Source organism: Maricaulis sp. W15 (genome assembly GCF_001924955.1).
Taxonomy (GTDB): Bacteria; Pseudomonadota; Alphaproteobacteria; order Caulobacterales; family Maricaulaceae; genus Maricaulis; species Maricaulis maris.
This window is the reverse complement of record NZ_LQXG01000021.1, coordinates 107,423-125,977: the sequence shown is the minus strand read 5'-3', so window position 1 is coordinate 125,977 and position 18,555 is coordinate 107,423. Positions and strand designations below refer to the sequence as shown.

The 18,555-nt window shown below is 57.0% G+C and carries 18 protein-coding genes; 9 read left to right on the top strand and 9 right to left on the bottom strand.

Features of this window, described 5'->3' with window-relative positions; translation table 11 throughout:
- The first annotated feature begins 6 nt into the window (after positions 1-6).
- Both AWH62_RS15675 and AWH62_RS15670 read left to right on the top strand, forming a co-directional pair.
- Positions 7-264, top strand: a complete 258-nt coding sequence (locus AWH62_RS15675) for a type II toxin-antitoxin system ParD family antitoxin (protein WP_075191430.1) — start codon at positions 7-9, stop codon at positions 262-264.
- Positions 251-544: a type II toxin-antitoxin system RelE/ParE family toxin gene (locus AWH62_RS15670; RefSeq protein WP_075191429.1), complete on the top strand. Its 294-nt coding sequence runs from the start codon at positions 251-253 to the stop codon at positions 542-544. The genes AWH62_RS15675 and AWH62_RS15670 overlap by 14 nt, the downstream gene beginning before the upstream one ends.
- Here the strand turns inward: AWH62_RS15670 and AWH62_RS15665 are convergent.
- Positions 541-978: a hypothetical protein gene (locus tag AWH62_RS15665; RefSeq protein ID WP_075191428.1), complete on the bottom strand. Its 438-nt coding sequence runs from the start codon at positions 976-978 to the stop codon at positions 541-543. The two genes, AWH62_RS15670 and AWH62_RS15665, sit on opposite strands and share 4 nt — an antisense overlap.
- A 360-nt stretch (positions 979-1,338) precedes the next feature.
- Between AWH62_RS15665 and AWH62_RS15660 the strand changes: the two genes are divergently transcribed.
- Together AWH62_RS15660 and AWH62_RS15650 are read left to right on the top strand one after the other, a co-directional pair.
- Positions 1,339-1,734, top strand: coding sequence for a hypothetical protein (locus AWH62_RS15660; RefSeq protein WP_143743103.1), 396 nt, complete (start codon positions 1,339-1,341; stop codon positions 1,732-1,734).
- A gap of 59 nt (positions 1,735-1,793) precedes the next feature.
- Positions 1,794-3,260: a hypothetical protein gene (locus AWH62_RS15650; RefSeq protein ID WP_143743102.1), complete on the top strand. Its 1,467-nt coding sequence runs from the start codon at positions 1,794-1,796 to the stop codon at positions 3,258-3,260.
- Between the two features lie 6 nt (positions 3,261-3,266).
- On the opposite strand, the gene AWH62_RS15645 is transcribed toward AWH62_RS15650, so the two are convergent.
- Together AWH62_RS15645 and AWH62_RS15640 are read right to left on the bottom strand one after the other, a co-directional pair.
- Positions 3,267-5,417 carry a CHAT domain-containing protein gene (locus AWH62_RS15645; RefSeq protein WP_075191424.1) on the bottom strand — a complete coding sequence of 717 codons (2,151 nt, stop codon included), beginning with the start codon at positions 5,415-5,417 and terminating at the stop codon, positions 3,267-3,269.
- The gene (locus tag AWH62_RS15640) at positions 5,414-6,340 is read right to left on the bottom strand and encodes a hypothetical protein (protein ID WP_143743101.1); all 927 of its coding nucleotides are present in this window, start codon (positions 6,338-6,340) and stop codon (positions 5,414-5,416) included. Before AWH62_RS15640 ends, AWH62_RS15645 begins: the two co-directional genes overlap by 4 nt.
- A 1,113-nt stretch (positions 6,341-7,453) precedes the next feature.
- On the opposite strand from AWH62_RS15640, the gene AWH62_RS15635 reads away from it, so the two are divergent.
- The 5 genes from AWH62_RS15635 to AWH62_RS15615 are packed head-to-tail and all read left to right on the top strand — an operon-like array spanning position 7,454 to position 12,805.
- Entirely contained in the window at positions 7,454-8,236 is a 783-nt protein-coding gene (locus AWH62_RS15635; RefSeq protein ID WP_369823730.1) for a site-specific DNA-methyltransferase, read from the top strand.
- Positions 8,236-8,700 carry a restriction endonuclease gene (locus tag AWH62_RS15630; protein WP_075191421.1) on the top strand — a complete coding sequence of 155 codons (465 nt, stop codon included), beginning with the start codon at positions 8,236-8,238 and terminating at the stop codon, positions 8,698-8,700. The genes AWH62_RS15635 and AWH62_RS15630 overlap by 1 nt, the downstream gene beginning before the upstream one ends.
- 12 nt (positions 8,701-8,712) lie before the next feature.
- On the top strand, positions 8,713-10,050 hold the full coding sequence (locus AWH62_RS15625; protein WP_075191420.1) for a hypothetical protein: 1,338 nt from the start codon (positions 8,713-8,715) through the stop codon (positions 10,048-10,050).
- Positions 10,051-10,058: 8 nt separating this feature from the next.
- Positions 10,059-11,966 carry a DEAD/DEAH box helicase gene (locus tag AWH62_RS15620; RefSeq protein WP_075191419.1) on the top strand — a complete coding sequence of 636 codons (1,908 nt, stop codon included), beginning with the start codon at positions 10,059-10,061 and terminating at the stop codon, positions 11,964-11,966.
- Positions 11,963-12,805, top strand: a complete 843-nt coding sequence (locus tag AWH62_RS15615; RefSeq protein WP_075191418.1) for a DUF3883 domain-containing protein — start codon at positions 11,963-11,965, stop codon at positions 12,803-12,805. The genes AWH62_RS15620 and AWH62_RS15615 overlap by 4 nt, the downstream gene beginning before the upstream one ends.
- Positions 12,806-12,827: 22 nt before the next feature.
- Here AWH62_RS15615 and AWH62_RS15610 read toward each other — a convergent pair whose 3' ends face one another.
- The 6 genes from AWH62_RS15610 to rpoN form a co-directional block, all read right to left on the bottom strand.
- Entirely contained in the window at positions 12,828-14,135 is a 1,308-nt protein-coding gene (locus AWH62_RS15610) for a relaxase (protein WP_075191417.1), read from the bottom strand.
- A gap of 6 nt (positions 14,136-14,141) precedes the next feature.
- Complete coding sequence (locus AWH62_RS15605) at positions 14,142-14,555, bottom strand: hypothetical protein (RefSeq protein WP_075191416.1); 414 nt, start codon at positions 14,553-14,555, stop codon at positions 14,142-14,144.
- A gap of 191 nt (positions 14,556-14,746) precedes the next feature.
- The gene (locus tag AWH62_RS15600; protein ID WP_143743100.1) at positions 14,747-15,643 is read right to left on the bottom strand and encodes a tetratricopeptide repeat protein; all 897 of its coding nucleotides are present in this window, start codon (positions 15,641-15,643) and stop codon (positions 14,747-14,749) included.
- Between the two features lie 78 nt (positions 15,644-15,721).
- Positions 15,722-16,186, bottom strand: coding sequence for a PTS IIA-like nitrogen regulatory protein PtsN (ptsN, locus tag AWH62_RS15595; RefSeq protein WP_075191414.1), 465 nt, complete (start codon positions 16,184-16,186; stop codon positions 15,722-15,724).
- A gap of 17 nt (positions 16,187-16,203) precedes the next feature.
- Entirely contained in the window at positions 16,204-16,836 is a 633-nt protein-coding gene (hpf, locus tag AWH62_RS15590) for a ribosome hibernation-promoting factor, HPF/YfiA family (RefSeq protein ID WP_075191484.1), read from the bottom strand.
- 180 nt (positions 16,837-17,016) lie between these two features.
- Positions 17,017-18,531, bottom strand: a complete 1,515-nt coding sequence (rpoN, locus tag AWH62_RS15585) for an RNA polymerase factor sigma-54 (RefSeq protein ID WP_075191413.1) — start codon at positions 18,529-18,531, stop codon at positions 17,017-17,019.
- Between the last annotated feature and the right edge of the window lie 24 nt (positions 18,532-18,555).

Sequence of the window (18,555 nt, the reverse complement as noted above, 5' to 3'; positions counted from 1 at the left end):
TGCCTCATGACCATGATGCGAAAAACAATCACCATCCCCGATGCGATGGAAAGCTGGATAAAGGCGCGCATCGAATCCGGTCGCTATGTCAATGACAGCGAATATATGCGCGACCTGATCCGCCGCGATCAGGAACGCCATGCGGGCGAAGAACAGCTCCGTGGCTTGATTGCCGAAGGGCTGGAAAGCGGAACGAGCAATGCCAGCGCCGCCGATATCAAGAAACGCGTTGAAGATCGGTTGAAGGCAGATGGCCGCCTATAGGCTTTCGGCAAAGGCCGATGCCGACATTGATGCGATCTACGAATATTCCATCCTGAATTTCGGGCTGGCCACCGCCAGCACCTATATCGACGAGCTATTTGCGCGTTTTGATCTGCTGGCGGACAACCCCGGATGGGGCAATGACTACGCCCATATCGTTCCCGGTCTGCGGCGCTACGAGCACACCAGCCATTCCATCTATTACACGCGCCTCGATACGGGCGATGTGTTGATTATCCGCGTTCTCGGTGGACGGCAGGACCCGGCCCGCCATTTCTAGGCGGATTTGTCGGAGATCGACGCCAGACCCTCGATCACGAAATCCCAAAGGCTTTTACGGGCGGACAGGGTTTGCCCCTTCCGCCAGCGCGAAATCAGCGCCGGAGTGACCTTGACCGGATGCGGCCCGATGCGGTTGAGAAGCGATGTGGGTTCGTAACCCGTTCGCGCTAATTCGGCGTCGAGCGCTGCCCGCATGTCTGGTGTGATCTGGATGATAGGGTCTACAGCCCGCAGGGCGTTCAGCACGAAATCGAGATGATCCGCCCGTGCCGTGAGGGTCTTGCGGTTGAGCCAGGTGTTGATGATCGCGGAATCCAGCCCCTCCGGCACCGGGCCGGAGCGCGCCAACAGCTTCATCATCCCCATGCCGGATTGCTCCTTCAATCGAAGAAGCTCGGCGTGAATGTCATCGGTGATCGGAACGCGGGCCATGTTTCAGGATGCGGCGCACGGTCTGCGCTAGTCAAAATCAACCGTATCAGGCTGGGTTGAATCCTGTGGGTGTTTTGTGCCCGTGGACGCGCAGCCCGCGCGCAGAACGTTGCGTCCAAAGGCTCGACGCTTGACCGCACCCATGTCCGACATCGCCAGCGAGATTGGCATAGGGCGGTCGACATTGTATCGTCATCTCTGGACCGCAGAACCGAGATCTATATCTCGTCACTGATCCTCTTCCGAAAAAATCGAAAAATGCGTTTGGCGGAAATTTGGGAAACTACCTCCCGCCCACCGCTCGTCATGTTCGCTCCAGGCAACGCGCTGCGCCGAAAACGCAAACCTGGAGCAAACGACATGGCGAAGAACTGGACACCGAATCTGAAGGCCGCAACCGACGAACAAACGTGCGATCCGCACTTTGTCTACCGCGTGTCGATTATGTTGTGGATGCTGCAGTATGAGGGCCGCCCGGCGTCTCGGCGTACCATCCCCGAACTGTGCGCAGACGTTTGGCGCGATTTCGATGGAACCCTGAGTGAGGCTGACGGTTCACCCTATAAACTTCCGGAAGTGGATACTATCCTTGGGGCGGAAAACGATCCGGATTTCAGCTGGCTGCGGGACTTCATGCGCTATGCGCTTGAGATGCCGACGCAGACCTTGCCGAAAAAGTCCCGCGAGCGGGTGAAATACCTCGACCTGATGATCCGAGCAGGCGGCCCCAACCTGTGGCGCGGCAGGTACTACTAGCTTGAAACGCGCGCTAAAATTATGCCCCCTGAAGCTATCGACTTCAGGGGGCATAATTTGTGAGCGAACTACCGGAATATCTGCGCGCACCGCTTCCGCACAATTGGGCGGATGAGATCACAAGTGATGTTCGGGTTCGTCTGCGCATAGCTCTGCGTGACCTCCTCAGGCAACAGAACGACACTACGGGCACCCGAGCCTACGTCACTCTATGTGATGACATGCTCAGTTTTCTTGCTGGTTACGGCCTTAGTTCCGAAAGCGACTCTGAGACTGTCCAACACCGCCACAATGCGTTCGAGGAGGGAGCCCGGAAAATGGGGGGCGCGCCTGGCGAGAAAATTCTTGTCGCCCCAGACTTGCTGAAAAAATTCGTAGAAGGCGATCCATACAGAGGACGGCAAACCAAGACCAATATTGGTACCGTTGCGTTCATTCGGGACTATCTCGTATGGCGAAGACGAGTGCGTCCGGAAGACTTGCTTCGACCAGTAACCTACATGGATGACGCGTACCGCCTTTGGTCCGTTGTCCGACCGAATGCGTCGATTGGTCAAAAGCTTGATCGTTTTTCGCGTGGGGAAGCAAATTACGGCGCCGCGCTCGGGCAAATGGAGGGCGGTTCAATTATCGTTCTGAATATGAGGCGATTGCGGGAAGGCCTCTTCGCCCTGAGCTGGCGCCAACAACCATCGACAGGCGATAATTCGTATTCTTTGTCTTCATTTTTTGGGCGTGACCGGGATCGGTTCGAACTCGAAGGGTGGTTGTTCCAGACCGAGTTCCTATCGATCGGTTTCATTCAACCTGCCATCGGCAGCCAAGACGCAAGCCCCGTCGCGCTGCACATCAGCGAAATCCACTCCAGCGACGAATTTTCCCTCCATTTTGGGTTTGAAATCGTTGAGTTCGCACCGGGGGTTGAAATTGACGCCAATACCGGCGACACACTGAGATTCGTTTTTCTTGATAAAAAACATGAAGTTATGTATAATGAGTTACCGCATAGAGATATCTATGGGGGTGATAAATTTGTTAATAACGGTGTTGGGGATGAAGTGAATGATTATACCGATCAGAAATATGGCGTGGAGCTAAACAAAGCGCTCGATACGCTTACCAATCCGCGCGCTCAGCTAAGATTTAGTGCGTCGGCCATAGCAGAGCGAGACAAATTGCACGAGCGCGTAGAGGAGCTAATAAAAGGGGGAGCCCCTCTGGATACTCCTAACCGCAATGGATGGTATCCCTTGTCTATCATCGCAGGGCATCATTTTTGGCGCAAGCTTGAGCTGGTGCTGCAGCGAAGCGATGTCAACTTTTTGGTGAAAACGCCTGACGGTCGATACCCGTTTCAGTTCCAAAACCCTGATGCGCTAGATAACTTTACGCTCCCGATTGAGCAAAAACTATATGCTCGCACGTTGGACCAAGCGAAAGCGTCTGGAATGACGGAAAATCAACTTCTGGGAATCCCGGACGACGCTCCACCTTTTCCCATCGTTAAGGCAGACGGCCCGGTCTAGGCGCAATCAGCGTCTTAGGCGTAGTCCTGGGTCGCCGTAGTAGACAAAGCCTGCCCAATAAATGGGTTCAGGGAAGGCCTGGCCATCCGCCGCGCAGCCGCTTATCGCAAGCCCGTTCAACAAGTCGTCGGCGCTATTTCTATCCAATTGGCCAGCTTCGACCCATCGCTCAACAATCGGCGGTAGGTCCGCTGCGGGAACATCCTTGATCCACATCTGAGCGGCACGAAGGGCGGCGGAAACGGTTGCTCCGGTCTCACCCCACATTTCCTCATAAAGCTTGGCCATCAAGAACGCCGTCGGTAAGGACGCAACCGGCCACTGCGTTGCGATGACGCCTTTCGCTCCCAGCTCAAGGAACGCGGCGGGCCATCCGATCAACTCGTTGGGGATATCCTCGCAGTCGTACAAGCCGGTCTCGCAGGCACTCAAAACAACCAGGTCGGGCCGTGTTTGATGGCCCGCTTTGTAAAGCTCGCCCAACGTAATCTTTTCCGACGGTGTGATGTCCAGGTGCGATTGGGCAGGGTCGAGTTCGTTAAAACGGCCATGCGCCGTGAAGTGCCAAACTTGGCTTCCTGCGAGACCGCCAAGAACGGCGCGCACGCCGTCGGCTGCGTGATCGCGTGTAAGCCATTGGGCCTCGCCAGAGCAGAAAGCGCAAACCAACGCGCACTCTGCGTCGTTGAAATGAGGCATGTTTTGACCATCAGCCGTTTCGCCAGCGACATTTGCAATTGCCAGGGCGGAAGAGTGCGCGCTGGGTTTGATTTTCGAGACGCTGGCCCCGACACTTACGCTCGGAAGGTAGATCAGCTCGTATCGATCAATGAGCTGAGTGCCGTCAGACAGCTTAGCCGAGGCGATGGGCAGCCGCGCTAAGGCTCCATGCGGAACAATCAGCATCTTAGAGCGGCTCGCGAGCCCGCGCTCTTTCAACGCGTCATCTAGCGCGTCCACAAAGAGGTCCCCTAGGGCAGCCGACGCGCTCCGGATGGCCTCGGTGAGCGCTTTGCCTTGTTCGAGACCTCTTTTGCCACGAGACGCTTTGTATTTTGCGTAGCGTCGTATCCAGCTTTGGCTGTCTTCCTGAACCGCCTGCTTAAAATACAACGCATCGACCGACCTTGAGCTGCCAACTTCCACGTTGCCCGCCTGGAGATAAGCGAAAACAGTCTCGCCCCCAAAACTGGAAAGCACGGGCGCTGCCAGTATGGCTTCGTCATCAAGGAGCTCGACAAGTTTCTCTTGGATGGTCTCAGGAGGTGGAGCAGCCAGTTTGCCAGCAATCCCCTCTAACTCACCCCTGATCGACATCACGCGCTCGACTTTGGCGCGGCGGTCTTTCACGACCTGTGGGGTAAGCGCCTTCTCTAGCTCGGCCTGTTCGAGCCGCAACGCTTCGAGGGTTTTGCGATCCCGCTGGGACAATTCGATCGTGTTGATGCCGAAAAACTTGATGAGTAGCCGGGCCTTCGCGGCGTCCAAGTATCCCAGCGCGTCCATCTTACGGTCGCATCGAATGAAACTGTACCCAGCGCACTCGGTGAAACTCTCAAACCATCGGATTAGATCGGCCAGTTCGTCACGGCTCACGGCGACATCAAACTGGATCAGTTGGCCGATTTCGGCGGCTGCTTTAAACGACGCAGCGGCGCGCTCCCAGTCGCGGAGCTGAACCAATTCCTCCCCAATCTCGCTTAAGAGTCCTTCTTGGGTTCTTCGGTAGGAATAATCCTTGTGGGCCGCCAAGCACTCGCCGAAACAGTTAATCGCATTTTCTAAGTAGGCCACGGAGCGATCAGACAGGTGATCACTTTCAGGCTGAAAAAGGCGAGCGCTGTCACTTGCTCCCACGTCATCAAGCACCGACAGCCTTGCGATGAGTTTGTAGGTTCTGGCCATATGCTCACTGGTCTGCGCGAATTTTGCGGGATCGTATTGAGCGGAGACCAGCGTGCGGGCTTCAGTCAGCTTCTCGATTGCAGAGCGTGCGAGCCCTTCTTTCTCGTGAAACCAGCCAGGCTCGAAAGTCCAATCGCCTGCCGCCAATTGGTGGCGGAGTGCTTCTGCTTCTTCCTCTAGCGTGCGCCACAACATATTCGGGCGGTCGAGCTGCCGCGCCAGATCAGACGCGGATGGGGGCGCCGTCGTCATGCTGGGGCCTCCGACGCAGAGCGATTTTTGGTTTGAGTTTCGAGAGCGGCGATCCGGGGTGTTAGTTGATTGAATCGCGCGAGCGCCCTGGTGGCACGGTTTTTAACGCCGGTGGCGAGGAAAATCTTTGCCGCTGCTTCGAGATGATCGGCGGCGACGCGCAAGTTCCCAATCCGGTCACCGCGAACGCGGTTGGTATATCCATCGCCCAAATACATTTCGATGTTGCCGCGAAGCCGAGTTGCGGCCGTGCCATGCACTAGGCCTCGCGCTTCCTCCAAAATCGAAATTGAAAGTTCGGTGTTGTCCGGCTCGTACCCCTTTCGGGACGTGCCGTAGGTATAAGCCAATTCCACCATAACTTCTGCGAGCCTTTCGGGATCGGCTCCGATAGCATTTAGCTGGTCAATCGCCGATTGTAGAAGGGTGACCGCAGCGTCAAAATTTTCCTGGGGTGCCCCCTCCGGCCAATCCGAATAAACCCTCGCAAGGTGAATTAAGGCGTCGACGGCAAGCTCAGGCGGCGGCACACCACCGACTTGGCGCAGGATTCCTTCGCCAAGCTTCATAGCGATCGCACCTTCAGGTCCACGCCTCTCCTCATGGATCTCCGCAAAGTTTTCTAGAAGGCCCATGGTGAGCAGCAGATAGACCCCATCCAACGGGACACCGCACTCCTTTGAACACACTTCTGCTTGCCGCTGCATTCTGAGCGCCACATTCAATGATCGCCGATCTTTCGCGTGCAAATAAATTTCCAGGCGTATGAGCGCCAGCTCCAAGAGCTTGCGGATTTCGTCCTCCGCCGTTTGGGGGTGTCCACGCGCGATTGCATGCAGTAGATGCCGCGCGACGACACGCTTCTCCGCCTCTGTCTTTTCGATCGGCTTTTCGAGCAATACGGCCGCGGAATAGGCATACAAGCTCGCAACTATTCTCTGCCGCCCGAAAGTGCCTGTCTCTGGGAATGGCAGGACCCGAAGGAGGGTTATGAGTTCGCAAGTTAGCGCATAAGCATCGTTTTGCGTGACCCGAGTGAGCGTGAGGCTGTACGCCAATTGCAGCGCTCTAGCGAAACGACGGGGCGTTTTCAGAATTCGATATCTGCGATGTTTTCGCGTGCGAGCTGCTTCGTCTGTCGGTAAACCCATGAGGCCCGTCCCTGTTTCTGCAATGTGAAGTTGCTCCATTTTCGGGGCGTCTAGCAACCCTGTTGTTCGAGCGTTACGTGAGTCACGCGTTCCGAGCGCAATATTCCCGCCGATCCACTTGCCGGCGGCTTCTATCCAATTGGGCGGATGCAGACCGGATCGAAGTGAACGCGCTGGAGGCATGCGTTGTAGTGTCAGCGGCCTGATGCGGCGTTGATCCAGCTCAGGGGAGTTTAGGCCGGTTTCGGCGCGCGCAAGCTGTGCGTTGTAGTACAACGCGCTTGCCAAAGGGGCCCGCTGCGCGCCCCTGTTGGATACCCCCGGCAATGGCATGACCTGGCTTCGAGCCCGCTCACGCCATGCAATCGTTTCGCCGATTGATCACGCTTCAGGTGGAGCGTTCCTGCTCCCCCGACACCCCCATGACGATTTCATCGAGACGCTTTCAGCGCGACCAGGAAGGGAGCCTTCGTGCTACCCTTCCGTGGACTATCCCATCGACCAAAGAGCTGTCGCGCCCTTTAGAAGCCTCGACCAACCGTCCGCCGATTGGCCGCCAACAACATGTGGCTGAGCTTCGACAACGAGCGAGCGGTGCGGTCACGTACTCGATAATTCTCTAGCTTACATCGGCCAAAGTAGGCCTTATGACTGTGCCACAACATCTTGTGCCCGCCTCGGCAAACTTTATTGTATCTCGTTATTTAACTTCACTTTTAGCGCGAAGTTTGGCATGATTCCATCTGGAACGTTATAAGAACAAAGAGGCGGGGCGCACCAATGGGAGGCCAAAAACTCAAAACTAGCCGAGTATCAGGGGATGAGGTGGTTCGGCTGCAGGTGGATGCTTCGGCAACGGTTAGATGCGAAGACAATTTAAAGTTCATGAGATCGCTACCCGATGAGTCAATGAAGCTCATCGTCACGTCTCCTCCGTACAATATCGGGAAATCCTACGAGCAGCGCCGTTCGCAAGAAGTGTACATTGAGGAGCAAGTCGCATGCATTGCCGAGGCGGTGCGGGTCTTGCACCCTAACGGTTCGATTTGTTGGCAAGTCGGCAACCATGTGGATGATGGCGAGATATTTCCGCTCGATATTCTCCTGTATCCCAAGTTTAAAGACCATGGCTTGAAGCTACGGAACCGCATTGTGTGGACGTTCGGGCACGGGCTTCATTGTCAAAAACGATTTTCCGGCAGGCACGAAACTATCTTGTGGTTCACCAAATCAGATGACTACGTGTTCAACTTGGATGACGTTCGTATCCCTTCTAAGTATCCACATAAGAAGCACTTCAAGGGGCCAAATAAGGGTCAACTTTCAGGCAATCCTCTTGGGAAAAATCCAGAGGACGTCTGGGATATTCCAAATGTAAAATCCAACCACGTCGAAAAGACGGATCATCCCTGTCAGTTTCCTATTGGTCTGGTAGAGCGCCTGGTACTGTCACTTACGAATGAGGGGGACAATGTGCTCGACCCGTACCTTGGGGTGGGGTCATCGGCAATCGCCGCACTCAAGAACCAGCGTAATGCATTTGGCTGCGACCTTGACGCGGGTTACGTGGCAACCGCATGGGATAGAATTCACGCATTGCGAGCGGGAACCCTTCGAACACGCCCCATGAACAAGCCCGTCTACGACCCCAATCCGAAAGGAAAGTAATGAAGCTTTCTCACACATACGATCAGCACCATGCGGCGGGTGAGCAGTGGATGCGGCGCGACATGAAGGAATGGCTGACTGATGTCTTTGAGGCCCCGTCCTTGCGCATCGAAAAGGGGTGCACCCAAGAAATTCGTGCTCATGTTGAAAATGAGTTTCTTGGTGATGGGTGGGCACTCAGTGTGGCCCTTGACCCATCAAGCAACATTAAAGTCTTTGCTCAGAAGGACGATTTGGCTTTCCAACTACAAACTGGGAATATGAGCCGCGCACCATACGACTTTCTCAAACTGGAATACTTATACCAGTCTAAGCGCATATCGGCAGCCGCATTGGCTTTGCCTACGTTGGAAGCCGCAAAAAAAATTGGTGACAACATTGCCAACGCAGACCGTGTGATTCGTGAACTTCAACTTTTTGACCGCGTAATCACCGTACCCATTCTGATTGTGGCATTTGAGTAGGGCAAAAAAGAGATGGCTTTTGAAATCAAAATTCGTCCCATTGCAGAGCGCAAAGAGCTGATCGAACAACGATTGAAAGTGTCTACCGAGTTTGGTGACCCAGTATACGATTTTCGAGGTGACGTTCTTCGACCGAAGGTGGTTTCCCTGCCAATAGACCTTCTGGTTTACCGTATGGAGAACTGTCGAACGTTTAGCGCGCAGCAATCCGAAATTTCAAGCGGCAAACGCGACTTTGACTTTTTTGATAAAGGTCAAGAACTCTCCAGTGCGCAGCAAGTTCAACACTCAATCTTGTCGAAACTCTCGAAAGAAGGGTCTGGCTCTGTCACGCCAATCATCAGTGTCTTGTCTGACGACGGGCAAAGAGAAGCAATTTTAATTACGCACAGCGGTGTTGTAGTAAATGGCAACAGGCGCCTGAGCGCGATGCGTGAACTATACCGCGCTTCCGATGGGTCGGTGGACGAACGCTTTAGCCATGTAAAGTGCGCCGTGTTGCCAGCGGATACGACCAGAGACGAAATTGATGATATTGAGGCGGATCTCCAGGCGCGTCCGCAGACTAAGCTGGACTACGATTGGATAGGCGATGCTCGCCTTATTCGTCGCCAAGTCAGCAAGGGGCGTTCACCCAAGGAGGTTGCCGACCGCCTCAAAAGAAGCAAGCAGGACATCGAAAATGTCCTTCAGGCGCTGGACGAAGCCGACTTGTATCTTGCTGAATGGGTCGACAAACCTGGCCGCTACGAATTGGTCGCGGAAGAAGGGAAGCAAATTTTCGGTGACATCCCTAAGAGCATCGCCCGGAAAGAGGTTGCTCTACAAGACGCTAGCCGCGCAATCGCTTGGTCATTATTTGAAAATCGGAGCCGCGTATCCGGTCGAATCTATAATCTAAACCCAGCCTTTGGGAAATTGGCACCTCAAGTGCTGTCTTTATTTGCTGATAACATGGACATCCCCATGACGGTCAGGGATGTAGACGGCGATACAGAAGAATTTGAGTTCGAAATCGATGATGATGAATCTGCAACTGATTACTCCACACTTATCGGCGCGCTGAAGGATGAGGCGACCAAGGACGATGCGTTCATGGCTCTCCTGGATGCGGCGGAGTCTGCAATCGAATTGGAGAAGGGGCAGAAGAACGAAAAGGCTGCGCTTCGCGCATTGTCTCAAGCTCACTCGAAGCTCACAGGGGTAGACGTTGTTGCCGCCGGCGAAAGCACCTTAGCTCCGATGCGCAAACAAGTTGAGGCGATCCGAGCTGCGCTGGACAATATCGACGAGCAAATCGAAAAGCGTTTAGCCGCCAAGGCTGGCAGCGCAAATGTTCACTCGGAGTGACCTAGCCGATGGAGAGCGAGACAACTGCTGTCGAAATTGAATATCACTCCGCGAAGCAAGCGGGCTCATTCCGAGTAAGCGATGAAAGCTCTCCGATCTGGGCCCGCCTTAAACTCTCGATACGAACAAAAAAATATGAACATAAAATCGATGGAAATTCCATCACCCTATCCTGGCCTGACACGCTTACGACTGTCCGAGAGCTCGGAACGCGTATCAATCAGCAGACACTGAACTTTCGATTTAAGCCTCAAGCCGAAGCTACCGCGAAGCTGAAGGAGTTCTCCGAGCAAATTCGGCGCGTGCGAGAGCAACGAACCAAACTCACAGAAAATTTGTCCCCGGAACAGATCGAATCCCGGCTAGTGGCCCTCGGGTTCACCAAGAGGCAGTTGAAATCTTTTCAGCTTCGAGACCTCGGCCACCTTCTTGCTCTCGAGAATGGTGCAAACTTTTCGGTCCCCGGCGCTGGAAAAACGACCGTCACTTTCGCTCTGCACCTCCTCACCAGGCAGCCAAGCCAGCACTTTTTCATTGTTGCGCCCAAGGCTGCTCTCCAAGCCTGGCAAGATGTTGTAGTAGACTGTATGAATCCGGCTGCGCCCAATAGCGTATCTGAAAAATTTACGGTCCTTGATGGCTCGGAAAATGAAACCCGTGCAGCTCTGAGTTCTGGCGCGACCCGGTTCATCATGTCGTACGACTTGATGATTCGACAGCAAGATGTGGTGGCTCAACACCTAGCAACTATTCCAACTCATCTGGTGCTTGATGAGTCGCATCGGATGAAGGCAGGGTGGCGTTCACTCCGTGGAGCATTTTTACTTAATATCGCAGGGCTCCCTATTCGTCGTGATATTCTGAGCGGCACACCGATGCCGCAATCCGCGACTGATATCGAATCCCAATTAGACTTCCTGTGGCCGGGGCACGGACTCGGCCTCGAAGTTACCCAAGGCAGGTCTCCGCGAGAAGTTTTGGGCAACCTCTATGTTCGCACCACAAAGTCAGAGCTTGGCCTTCCGAAAGCAACGCGTCATTTTTTGGACGTAGATATGTCTCCGGGCCAACTGGCGCTCTACTCGATGGTTCGAAGCGAATTCATCCGCAACCAAGCGAATAATTTGAGCGGCGGGATAAGCGGAAACCAGTTTTCGAAAGCCCGCCGTTCTGTAATGCGTTTGCTGCAGTTATCAGTGAATCCGACGCTGGCACTGGCGGCGATGGCCAACGACGACTCCCCTATCGCTTCTGCTGTTGTCGAGCAGGTTCTGGACGAGGGGAATTCAGCAAAAATGCAGGCTGTAGCGGATCACGCCCGGGAGCTGGCGCGAAATGGTCAGAAGTGTGTAATTTGGACAATATTCACTGGAACGATCCATGGGCTGGTGGCAATGTTGGGCGACTTGAATCCCGTGTATATACATGGAGGAGTTCACTCTGGCTCCGCGTCTGATTCCGATACAAGAGAAGGGAAAATTAGACGTTTTCATGAAGACGATGATTGTTTTGTCCTGGTAGCAAATCCTGCTGCAGCGGGGGAAGGTATTAGTCTCCACACAGTTTGTCACAATGCCATCTATGCTGATAGAAGTTACGTCTCCACTCATTATCTTCAGTCAATAGACCGCATCCATAGACTGGGGCTTAGCCCCACCGATGAAACCAATATTTTTGTCTACCGGTCAAAAGCCCCTCCCATCATAGGCAGCATTGATTACTCCGTAAGTCGTCGATTGACCGAAAAAATTCGCAATATGCAGGCGCTTTTGGATGATCCAGATCTGCATGAACTCGCGTTCGACGAGGAGCAAGCGGATGATCCAGTAGATTATGACGTAGACCTCCAGGACATAATTGACCTGATCGCCGAATTCGAGGGGCGCTCCGAGGGAAGCGACATGGAGGAGCTATGAAGCTCTCAATGCCGACAGAACGTCTATTCTCACTCTCGAGTTTCGAGGGATTACGCCTACTACGAGCGTACGAAACTAAGTACCCTGAATACGGTGGCGCTGAGTTGGTCGCCTTTATAGAAAGTGTGGATGCCGATGCGGCAAGCTTGGACATGCTTTCAGCCCTGGAGCTACACAAAATAGTCGACCAACTTTGTCCTCTAGAAGGGCCGGTGTTTTTTCGTCACTGCATACGTGCGGTACTTGTCGCTCAACAACCAATCTGGTCGAAGTTAATGCGCCACGGACGCAAGCGCTTCTTGGACGGCCTAGATCAAAATAACCGTGATGTATTTCATGCAGCCGGGCTCATGGAGCAGACGCCATGCTCAGAAACGTTGGTATGGTGGGACGAGACGGCTGGGTACGCTCGCCTCATCACCGATCACATAAAGATGGCCCAAGGTCGCGAAGCCGAAATTTTGACCATTGAGTATGAGCGAGCGACGCTAAGTTCGCTCGGAATTGATCGTCAGCCCGAATGGCCAGGATTGGATGACAATTTTGCAGGATACGACGTGCTATCGTTCGATATTAGAGACGCGTCCATCGTCAGCAAGATGATCGAGGTAAAGTCCACGACAGCTTCGCCGCTACGGTTCTACATCACCCGAAATGAGTGGCGCCAGGCAGAAAAGGTTGGTGATAGATACATCTTCCACGTATGGGATATGAATCCGGAAACCCCGCAGCTCCACGTTCGGTCAGTCGATCAGGTCGCACCGCACATTCCAACTAATAATGGCAAGGGAAATTGGACTCTAGCCGAAGTTCCTGTAGGCATCGCGGCATCGCAGTAGTTTGGCTTTGCCACTAGCGAACCTACCGCCCAATTTCGGGTCCATCACGCGAACGAGGACGCTCCTGCGCCTTCTGCTGACGCCGCTCCTTAAACGCCGCCAGCCGATCATTCCGCGCCTGCTCGGCGCGCTCCGCGAATGCCCTCGCATCCGTTCGGACTTCCTGCCTCTGGCGTAGTTGTTCCAGACGTTCGCGATTGCGATCCTGGTGCAGACGCTGGCGCTCTTCGATTTGCCGGAGAATCGCGTCGTCCTTCTGTTTTCTATCGCGCGTGTAGGCGGCGTAGGCTTCCGCCTCGTTCTGGGTCTGAATGCGTGCGTACTCGCCTCTGAGGTGGTCCCAGACGCCGCCGAGGCCGGGGCGGAAGCGCGATTGCCGGGACTTGGCTTCTGCTTGCTGGCGCGCTTCCAGCGCGGATGTGAGACGCTCCCGCTCCTCGCGTTGACGGGCCACCAGCGCCGCGCGGGCGCGTTGTGCGGCCTCCTTGCGGGCTCTTGCTTCTTCCAGAAGCTTTCTGCGGTGGCTATCCATCGTGGCCTGCATGTCGCGGGCATAGCGCTCTCTGGCTTCATTCAGGTCGGGCAGCGTGGTCCCGCTCCCGAGCCGTTCGCGGATGGCTTTGGTCTTGATGCCCGCCCACTTGGCAACGGCATAGGGCTCGCCGCGCTCATCAATCGCCACGAAGCCGCGCCGGTCTCCTCGCGCCAGTTTGAAGCCGCGCTCTTCCAGCGCATGGGAGAAGGCGGCCGCCGAATCCGAACTTGCCCACGCATCCTGGATCGCGATCTTGATGGCGCGCGGATCCTTGTCCTGACGTTTGGCCTGTTGCCATTCCTCGTGCGAGAGGCGGCGCGGATCGCGCTTTGAGCGATCCGTCATGCCGTCCGGCATGCGCCAGCCGTGTTTGAGATAGAGTTCGCGCGAGACCTCCATCAGCTTGTTGCGGGAATGGGAAAGCTGCACCGCCTTCATCTCGTCGGCCTTGATGCGGCTCCACACCGCATGGGCATGCCGCCGACCTTCCTTTTCGTGGAAAACGACCGCGCGGGGCTGACCGTCCAGGCCGAGTTTGATCTCGGCCTGATCGATGGCGCGTTCGAACGCCTCGGTGCTGACCCGCTGATTTTGCGGCGGGTTGAGGCTCAGCGAGAACAGGAATTGCTTGCAGAGTGTGCCTTGGCTGACCGCATGCGCCTCGTTCAGCGCGCCATGAAGTGTCTCCGAGGCGAAGCCGCGAAGTTCATGCACCTCGACATGATCGTTTTCCTCCTTGAGGAGGTGTTGTGCGAGATCGCGTGCGCCGCCGCGCTGATTACCGACAAGGATCATGGCGCATCACTCCTGCGCCTTGAGACCGAGCGATCCGACCAAAGCGCGCCGCATGGTGCGGATATCCTCGCAGGCCTTCCACAGCTCCTCGACGAGATCGGGCGTGACCGGCAGAGCGCCCATATGGGCGGCCTTGGCGATCTGGTTCATATTGGAAGCCAGCCGCGACTGGCCGAGACCGGCAAGCTGGGCGGCGTGTTCCTTATTCGCCTCGGAGGGGTTGCGGCGCTTCACCTTGCGGGCGGAGACACCGGAGCCGAACAACACGCCCCTGATATACTCACCTATCGAGCGCTTGCCTGCGCGAGCGCGAAGGATGGCCCGCTCTTCCTCACTGAAACGGAGCGAGAAGGGCGACGGGTATTTCGGCGGCTTGGGCTTGGCCGATGTATGAAATGTCTTGCGGAGGGGCTGCGTCATGGCTGCGGCCCTCCAGAATTGGCGTTGTGGATGAAGTCCTCAGCGTATTTGAGCTGGTCGTTCCAATCGGCTAGAGTTTGGAAAAGCTGGTTCGAAGTTGGTTCGTCCAGCTCCACCAAGATCAAACCCCGCCGGTTCCGGCGGGGTTTTTTCTTGAAACAACGGACAGGATTCGGAATTTCGTTGTTCGGTCAGTCGGGCATATCATTCCAACCCAGCCGCAGCTGCCAGGCGGCGCGCCGGGCCGCCACGTCGTCGTCGGATGTGTTGGCCTGCTCGTCGGCGAGCACCGCGGCTTGCTGTGCCGCGTCATCATCGCCCAGCTCGGCCGCGAGCTCGTAGAGGACCCTCGCCTCGATCGGGTCGGTCTCACCCCAGCCCGGGTCCAGCCAGCTGTCTGCAAGTGCCATCAGCGCCAGCGTATCGCCGGCCTCTGCCCCGGCCTCCCAGGCCCGCCGGGCGGCGTCCGGGTCACGCGGACCGGCCAAACCTTCGGCGGCACCGATTCCGAGAATATAGTGGGCCCGCATCAGGTCGGGTTGCCGGTCCAATGCGTCGCGGGCCAGGGTGACGGCTCGCGCCGCGTCGACCTCGCCATCACCGTCAAACATCAGGGTTTCTGCCAGTGTCAGGCTGGCGAGCGGACCGAGTTCGACGTCGGACAACAGGGTTTCCAGGATGGCGATGGCTGCGTCGCGCTCGCCGTCATAATCATACAGCATCAACTCGGCGAGATCGTGACCGGCGGACGGATCCGCGGCCTGCCAAGCGAGCTCGAAGAAGGCGCGGGCGCGGTCGATATCCGGGTCGACGCCGAATCCGTCGCGATAGATCACGCCGAGCATGTGATTGGCGGGAGCCAGGCCGGCATCCGCCGCCTGCACCAGCCAGTACCGACCCGTTACCGTGTCGGGTTCGCCCTCTTCGGGAAAGCTGAGTTCATAGCCGTAGGCATAGGCCGCCTCCGGGTCGCCGCTCTCGGCCATTTCCCGCAGGCTGGGGGGTGGGGTCTGGGCCATGGCAGGGGCGCTTCCCAGCGCCAGCCAGCCGGCCAATAGGCATGCACCCAGCAGACATATGCGCAGCATGTCGGGTCTCCTGACAATCTCAAGCGTCAGGTCACCACAATCTTGCTGAACCGGTGATGAGTACCCTGTTCAGGCGGTTCAGGCCGCGTCGCTGGCCGGTTCTCCCGCCAGGACAGCGTGAACGGCGTCGGTATTGGGCGCGGCACGCAGACGTTGGCGGACATCCTCACGGCGCAGCAGGCGGGAAACCCGGGCCAGAGCCTTGAGATGTTCCGCGCCGGCGTTTTCAGGCGCCAGCAGCATGAAGATGAGATCCGCGGGTCGACCATCGATGGATTCGAAGTCGACCGGCGTTCGGAGCCGGGCGAAGACGCCGACCACTTCGTCCACACCGCTCAAGCGGGCATGGGGAATGGCGACGCCCTGTCCGACTCCGGTCGAGCCGAGGCGTTCGCGCTGGAGCACGGCATCGAAAATCGTCCGGGACGCTTGTCCCGTCAGACCGGCAGCCAGTTCGGACATGGCCTGGAGGGCCTGTTTCCGGCTGGACGCACCCAAATCAATGCTCACGCCCGCATTCGGGATCAAATCTGCTAACGCCATTGTTCGACTACTCGCTCCTAGGCCGGCTCTGAGCGATCTTCCCGCGCCGGGTTCAGCCATCCGATATGGCCGTCCGGTCGCCGGTAGACGATGTTGAGACCACCATTGGCGGCGTTGCGGAACATCAGGAAGGACGAATCCGCCGCATCCAGTTCCAGCGACGCCATGCCCACGGTCAGGGTGCGGACTTCTCCGACCTGTTCCGCGATGACGATCGGCTCCGGCGCACCATTGAGCGGCGCGCCACTTGTGTCGTCCTCCTCATAATCGTCCTCATCTTCAACATGGCTGTCGCGCATGCCCTTGAGGACGACGATGGGGAGACTTTCGGCCGGAAGCTCGGCCTTGTTGTCATTGTGGTGGTTCTTCAGTTTCCGCTTGTAGCGGCGGAGGCGCTTCTCCAGGCGCTCCATCGTGTTTTCCGCTGCCTTGTAGGCGTCATCGGCTTCGCCGTGGGCCTGCAGCATCACCCCCGAGGGCAGATGCACCGAACACTCGACGCGAAAGCCTGTGCCCTCGCGCGAAATCGATACATAAGCTTCACCGGGACGGTTGAAGTATTTGGCAACTCCGTCTTCGACGCGGCCGAGAATCTGTTCTCGCAGCGCGCCACTGACGTCGATACCCTTGCTGACCACCTGAATATGCATGCGCTCCTTCCCGCCGGCCATACACCGGCACGTGAGGCGTTGACGTGCAGTTCCGCCTCTCCTCGGAAAGCGGGCGGAACCTAGTCGCGGGCCGCGGGGGGAGTCAATGACTGTTCTCCGGATGCCAGCGGGCCGCAATCTCGGTGGAGATTTCCACCGGGGCGCCCGGACAAGCGATCCCTAGCCAGCACGTTTGAGCATACGACGACGCTGGACCGAGGACGGGATGTTGAGCGCCTCCCGGTATTTGGCCACAGTCCGGCGTGCGATTTCAATCCCTTCATCACGCAATTGTTCGACGAGGCTGTCATCGGACAGCACGTCATCGGCCGATTCCTGGCCGATCATCGTCTTGATCCGATGGCGGACAGCCTCGGCAGAGTGGGCTTCCCCGCCTCCGGCCGACGGGATTGCGGAGGTGAAAAAATATTTCAGTTCAAACATGCCGCGCGGGGTTGCGACATACTTGTTCGAGGTGACCCGGCTGACGGTCGACTCATGCATGCCGATCGCGTCGGCCACGGTTTTCAGGTTGAGCGGGCGCAGATAGGCGACGCCATGGGCCAGGAACATGTCCTGCTGGCGCACGATCTCGCTGGCGACCTTCAGAATGGTCCGGGCGCGCTGATCGAGGCTTTTGACCAGCCAGGACGCATTCTGCGAGCACTCGGTGATGAAGGTCTTGTCGGTTTCCGACTTGGCGACGGCGGTGATCTCGTTGAAATAGCTGTTGTTGACCAGCACGCGCGGCAGGGTTTCCGAGTTCAACTCGACCTGCCAGCTGCCATCCGGCGACTGGCGGATGAAGACATCGGGTTCCACGGCGCGGGTCGAATCGACCCCGAAGGCATGACCCGGCTTCGGGGTCAGGGCGCGGATCTCGGCGATCATCTCGTCGAGATCCTCATTATCGACACCGCACAGTGATTTCAGCGCGGCATAGTCGTGCTTGGCCAAGCGTTCCAGATTGTCGAGCAGGGTGGCCATGGCCGGGTCGAGCCGGTTCTTGTCCTTGAGCTGCAGCGCCAGGCATTCCGGCAGGTCGCGCGCCATCACGCCGGCAGGATCGAAAGTCTGGGTCAGGACGAGCACCGCTTCCACGCGTGCCCGGTCGACGCCGAGCTGGGCCGCGATCTCATCGAGATCGGAGCGCATGTATCCGTCATCATCGGCGAGATCGATCAGGTGGGCGCCGATCAGGCGGTCGATCGGATCGCGGGCGGCGACCGAGAGCTGATTGTGCAGGTGATCGGCGAGGGAGATGTCACGCGAGGAATTGGCGATCGCGTCATAATCTTCGCTGGCCGGGCCGCGACCGCTTCCGGCGGTATAGTTCGAACCGGCACCGGCGCCCATGGCTGCGCCGCTCTCGACACCTTCAACGCCGGACAGGTCCGACTTCGAATCATCGCCGTGCATCATGTCGGTATCGGCATCCATCGAATCATTGGCGTCGGCCGATGGTGCCGCGAGTTCCAGCTCACGCGGCTCGCCCTGACCTTCTTCGCGCAATGATTCGGTGGATGTGTCGCGATCATCGCGTTCGAGCAACGGATTGCGTTCCAGTTCGCCTTCAACGAACTCGGCAAGCTCGATATTCGAGAGCTGCAACAGCTTGATGGCTTGTTGGAGCTGGGGCGTCATCACCAGGGATTGTCCCTGGCGCATGTCCAGCTTCTGCATCAATCCGGCCATGTGAACCTCTGTTTGGTACGTTTC